Annotated in this window: 5 protein-coding genes; 2 read left to right on the forward strand and 3 right to left on the reverse strand. The window is 71.4% G+C overall.

Translation table 11 applies throughout. From position 1 onward, the window contains the following. The 3 genes from VGT06_11135 to VGT06_11145 form a co-directional block, all read right to left on the reverse strand. The coding region (locus VGT06_11135) for a hypothetical protein (protein HEV8663675.1) at window positions 1-1011 on the reverse strand (1011 nt) is incomplete at its 3' end. Window positions 1012-1013: 2 nt separating this feature from the next. Continuing rightward, window positions 1014-1295 carry a hypothetical protein gene (locus VGT06_11140; protein ID HEV8663676.1) on the reverse strand — a complete coding sequence of 94 codons (282 nt, stop codon included), beginning with the start codon at window positions 1293-1295 and terminating at the stop codon, window positions 1014-1016. Window positions 1296-1415: 120 nt separating this feature from the next. Continuing rightward, window positions 1416-2216 (reverse strand): hypothetical protein, encoded by an 801-nt coding sequence (locus tag VGT06_11145; GenBank protein HEV8663677.1) that lies wholly within the window; start codon window positions 2214-2216, stop codon window positions 1416-1418. A gap of 273 nt (window positions 2217-2489) precedes the next feature. On the opposite strand from VGT06_11145, the gene VGT06_11150 reads away from it, so the two are divergent. Then, a complete protein-coding gene (locus tag VGT06_11150) occupies window positions 2490-3155 on the forward strand; it encodes a winged helix-turn-helix domain-containing protein (protein HEV8663678.1) in 666 nt (221 codons plus the stop codon). Window positions 3156-3836: 681 nt separating this feature from the next. After that, window positions 3837-4109, forward strand: coding sequence for a helix-turn-helix transcriptional regulator (locus tag VGT06_11155; GenBank protein ID HEV8663679.1), 273 nt, complete (start codon window positions 3837-3839; stop codon window positions 4107-4109). The last annotated feature ends 14 nt before the right edge of the window (window positions 4110-4123 follow it).

Below are 4123 nucleotides of genomic sequence, written 5' to 3' on the forward strand. Positions count from 1 at the left end.
GACGTGCCTGATGTGGAACACGGCCCGGGTCCCGGCCTGGGAGAAGGCGACTTTCAGCATCCAGAACGGCACCTTGAACAGGAAGTACAGGAGGGTCCCGATCACCAGGATGTCGATGAGGCCGCTCCCGATGGGGAGCCCGAGCACTCCGTCGGAGGTGAGCATCACCTGGAACGCCGCCGCCAGGAGCAGCGACTGGGCCACCGGCGCGGCCAGCAGGGCCAGGACGGCCCGCCACCAGGCCTGGGCGTAGCCCTCGGTCTGGGGGAGCGCGTGGCAGACCAGCACCAGGGGCGCGGCCGCAGTGAGGATCACCAGCGCCGCGGCTCTGATGACGTAGGCGATGATCACCAGCAGTCCGAAGGCGATCAGGGCCAGGGCCAGGAGGGCCAGGAAGGGGTTGCCGAGCGCGGCGTCGGCCAGGGACCGGACCATCAACCGCGACACCTCGGAGGGCGACAGAGAGCCCAGCACCCCCCGGGCCAGCGCGTTCGACAGGTCGATGAGGTAGCGCAGGACGATCAGACTCACGTTGGCGGCGATGGCGGCGACCAGCAGCCGGGGCAGGAGCTCCTTGGCGGTGAGCTGTGAGGAGAGCCCGCCGCCCACGGTGACGAGCCCCGCCCCGAACAGGAGGAACAGGAGCAGGAGAGCGTCGGCGATCCCCAGGGAGATCCCCCAGAGCTGGGCGATGCGGTCGTTGCTCGCGACGGCCGGGGTGGAGAAGACGGTTCGCCCGAAGAAGTCGAACACGGGGCGGAGGGCCGAGGTCACGAGGTTCGAGAACCACTGACTGATCGCGTAGCGGATCCGGCCGATGAGATCGAAGAACCCCGGCTTCTCCGGCTCCGGGAACGGATCTTCCGGGGAAGGTTCGGGCTTCGGGGACGGACTCACGCTCGGCGTGGGAGAAAGCTGCTCCACGGGACCGTGGTTCTTCGCTGCGGATGCGGAGGGAAGGACGAGCACCACCCCGAGGGCCACGGTCGCGACGAGAAGGAGCCGGGCCACCCTTACTCCCCAAGGATCCGCTTCACGATCCCGACGACTATGGGGGCGAGGAGGGCGAGCGTGAGGCCGACGAGCGCGGACTTGGCGGCCCCCTTGGCCTTCTCCACCCCGGCGGTGTCCCCGGCCGCGATCACGTACCGGACCCCCGCGTAGGTGAGGGCGAGGATCGATAGGGTCACCAGGACCGCCACCAAGGCGTTGCGGAGGCCGTCCAGGATCTGAACGATCCGCTCCATCCCCTGGGCCTGAGCCAGGACCATCGCCGTCTCGATCGCCTCCCGCATGTCCTCGGGCACCTCCTTCGTTTGTGGGCCGGTCCGCGGGACTGGGAGCCCAGGGCATCACCTCCTTTGCACCGAGCGGCCGCTCCCTGGGCGGATGTCTCGGCCCCGCGTCCGGCGCCCCTACAAGGAGGGTCGAGGGCCCCGAACCTTGACAGCGTTTTCGTGCGAGGTGGGCCTCTTTTCGTGCGAGGAATGTGCGAGGGAGGGAGCGCGAGAAATCTGCGAGGATTCCGCGATCCAGGCCAGAAGTCGCTCTCGGGCCCGGTGGCGCCGCTGCTGGGCCGCGGTAATCGTGATCCCCAGCCGAGCGCTCACCCGGCGGATGGTCCGCCGGGTGGCGAGAACCAGGAGGGCCTCCTCCTCCGAGATCACCCCGTCCAGGAGGGCAGCCCCGAGGATCCCCTCGGCCCCGCCCGACGGCTCCCCGGCCTCCCGCTCGGCAACGGAGGGGGAGAGGGGCAGCGCCCGGCGCGACCAATCGATGGCCTCCCGCATCGCCCCCAAGGCCCTCCACGAGGCCCGGTTGACGAGACGGCCCGCGACGTCACGGGTTTCGGGCCGGATCTCCTTCGCCGCCTGCCAGAGGCCCGCGAGGAGCTCAGCGTCGAGGTCCTCCGGCTCGACGGCCTCCCACGTGCCCAGCCTGCGGCGGGCCCCGGAGAGGGCGGGAAGGAGGAGCCACAGGAGGAGTAGGGAGGCGTCCTCATCCCCTCGGGTGGACTCCTGGCAGAGGGCGGCCAGCGCGGCGTCCCTGGCCGGTGCGAGGCCCGGAGCCCGGTCACGTAGGAAGCCGACGAGGTCCGCCGGATCTCCGAAGGGACGCAGCCCCTCGTGGCACTCTCTCCACCGGCGGAGGGCCGCGGCGAACCCCTCGGGCCCCCGGGCCCGGAAGTCCCGGTCGAGCCTCGACAGCGAGTCCACGGCCCGAAGGGTGGAGCGTGCCCCTCGCACAAACCTCGCGGTTTCATCGCAACCCGGGGGTGCGAGGAAAGTGCGAGGTTCTCGGGAGCCCTCCCGGCAGCTCCAGACAGGCCGGGTTTCGAGCTTTCCGGGAGAGGCGTAGCCTGGCCCCGAGGCAAGCGGGGCGAGCAGCAAGGGGGCCCCATGGTTCGGCCACCCGGCCGTGACGTCGGACCGCGCGCCGGGGAGGGGAGTGGTTCAGGCCTTTCCGCGACGCGGACCGTCCTGGTGTTGATGCCCGACCCTGCCCGCTGCGGGGAGTTCGTGGGCGCGCTCCAGGACAGGGGACTGCCCGCGGTGCAGGCCACCACGGCGAGCCAGGCCATCCACTGGGCCAGACGCGAGCCACCGGCTTTGGTCGTGATCGATCTCGCGGTGGACCGCTCCCGGATCGTTCTGCAGGAGTTTCGCCGAGAGGGGCGGGCGGTGGTGGCCCTCAGCCCGGACTCCCGGATCCGCACCTGGGCCCTGGAGGCGGGCTGCCTGGACGCGCCCGACCCGGCCCTGGACCCGCACGAACTCGCTCTCAAGGCGGCGGTCCTGGTGAGGGAGGGACTCAGGGCGCGGGGGAGGGTGCTCGCCGGTCCTCTGATGGTCGATCTGTCGGAACGCTGCCTGCTCTGGCGGGGGAGGAAGCTCCGGACCACCCCCCTGCTGGTGGACTTGGCCGCATACCTCGCGGCCCGAGCCGGGGAGATCGTCCCCGTGCCCACGCTCCTGGAACAGGTGTGGGGGGAGCCCTGGGCATCCGCGGAGAGGGTCCACCACGCGGTGTGGCGCCTCCGGGGGCTCCTCGGTGAGGGCAGGCACTCGGCCTTCCTGGTCGGCCGGCGCGGACACGGCTACGGCGTCTTCCCCGAGAGCCCCCGCCTGACCCGCCGGCTGGGCGCTCCCGGCTAAGCCCCTCACCTTTCCTCGCACTTTCCTGCCACAGACCTCGCACGACCACCTCGCAGTTTCCTCGCACCAAAAGTCCCCCACCTCGCACGAATCCCCTGTCAAGGTTCGGGCCCTCTTTCCGTCCTTGTATGCGCGGATGGTGGCCCGCCGGACGACCTGATTGGGACCGGCGGCGGGTCACCGACGGTCTACGGACCAGGCGTCCGTCCGACAGCCGGAGGGTCTTCGATGGGCCTCCCGGTCTGCGGGGCGGGCGGCGACCGGGTCCGAACCGCGAGGCGGAGGGGGCGAGTGCGTTCCCGCGCCGGGCACCTCAGGGGGAGGCCAGCCCAGGCAGGCAAGGTGACGCCCGAGCATCCAACCGCCGCGCGGACGGCGGACCCAGACGAGGCCGCGCCCCCAGAACGCGGGACGTCCTGTCGGAACGAGCCATGACGGCCATCGGCGGCGCACGCGGATGAAGACGGGTCGGGAGGGCTGAGCCGCACCGACCCCGAACAGAGACGACCCGGCGGGTTCACCTCCGGCCGGGAGGCGCGTCGCGCCCGCACGAGAGGAGGTGATGCCCCGCCGGGGCGGCGACGCATTCGCAATCGATCACCCGATCGTTTCAGCACGCCTTCCTTCCGGCCAGCGCCTAAGCGGCGCTTCGCACTCAACCCGACAGGAAGGAGGCGCCCAATGGCCCGTCCCCTCCTGCCGGCCGCCCCGCTCCACCGCGTTCTCCGAAGGCTTAGGGCCGCCGAGAGTCTCACCTGGGAGGAACTCGCCGCCCAGGCCGGGGTGACACCCCGTCATCTCTTTAGGCTGCTCGCCGCCGAACGCATCTCGGAGGGAGTGGCTGACCGGATCGCCTGCCGGCTCGGCCTCCACCCCGTGCTGCTGTGGCCCACCGAGTGGCTGCGGACGGACGCGGAAGGGCGCTGCGGCGGCGCCGACAGTGAGGCGGTCTGAGGACCGTCCCTCAG

The organism is Candidatus Methylomirabilis sp., assembly GCA_036000645.1.
Lineage (GTDB): Bacteria > Methylomirabilota > Methylomirabilia > Methylomirabilales > JACPAU01 > JACPAU01.

Excerpts from the sequence above, each read along its gene's own strand:
- VGT06_11140 (HEV8663676.1), bottom strand. The coding sequence starts at position 1,295 with ATGCGGGAGGCGATCGAGACGGCGATGGTCCTGGCTCAGGCCCAGGGG.
- VGT06_11150 (HEV8663678.1), top strand. The coding sequence starts at position 2,490 with ATGCCCGACCCTGCCCGCTGCGGGGAGTTCGTGGGCGCGCTCCAGGAC.
- VGT06_11155 (HEV8663679.1), top strand. The coding sequence starts at position 3,837 with ATGGCCCGTCCCCTCCTGCCGGCCGCCCCGCTCCACCGCGTTCTCCGA.